This is a genomic window from Xanthobacter sp. BG11Y11_SDJG, assembly GCF_057364445.1.
The window spans coordinates 1-578 of record NZ_JBNFNU010000879.1; the positions used below are offsets into that span (position 1 = coordinate 1).

A 578-nucleotide genomic window follows, 5' to 3' on the forward strand; every position below is an offset into this window, starting at 1 on the left:
GTACGCTCCGCGGCGGGCGGCAGCACCGGGCGGATGTCGCGCAGCCGCTCGCGGGGGCGCTCCACAGGCGGAAACCGCCGGCGCTTCCGCAGGGCTGGAGTGAGGCTCGGGGGCGGACGGCGCTGCGGCCGGAGCCTCGACCTTGGGTGCGTCCAGATGGGGCGCATCCAGATGGGGCACGTCCACCTTGGGCGTCTCCACCTTGGGCGCCTCCACCTTGGGCGCCTCCCTGGAAGGCGCCTCGGCGGCGACCTCCAGATCCGGCGCGTCGGGCTGAGTCGCCATCTCATCGGCCGCATCCGCAGCCGCCTTCGTGCCGGCGACCTCCACCTCCAGCTCCGCCGCAAGCTCGGAGACGAGGTCGATCTCGATCCGGTTCGCGCCGGCGGCCGGCGCGCTGGCCGGCTCTTCGTCCAGAAGATCGGCGAGGCTGAGGCGCGGCGCCTCGGCGGCAGGCTCGGACAAAGCGAGGTCGAGCTTCTGCGCAATGTCGTCGATATCGGGGCGTCGGGCGCGGCGCCGGCGCGGCGCCGGCGGCAACCACCGCCGCCCGGGGCGGCTCGACGGCCGCGGGCACA

1 pseudogene is annotated in these 578 nt (G+C 75.3%); it reads right to left on the reverse strand.

Annotated features, from left to right (window positions below):
* Positions 1–540, reverse strand: a pseudogene (locus tag AC2W7M_RS27085) (hypothetical protein); the annotation flags it as partial.
* Between the last annotated feature and the right edge of the window lie 38 nt (positions 541–578).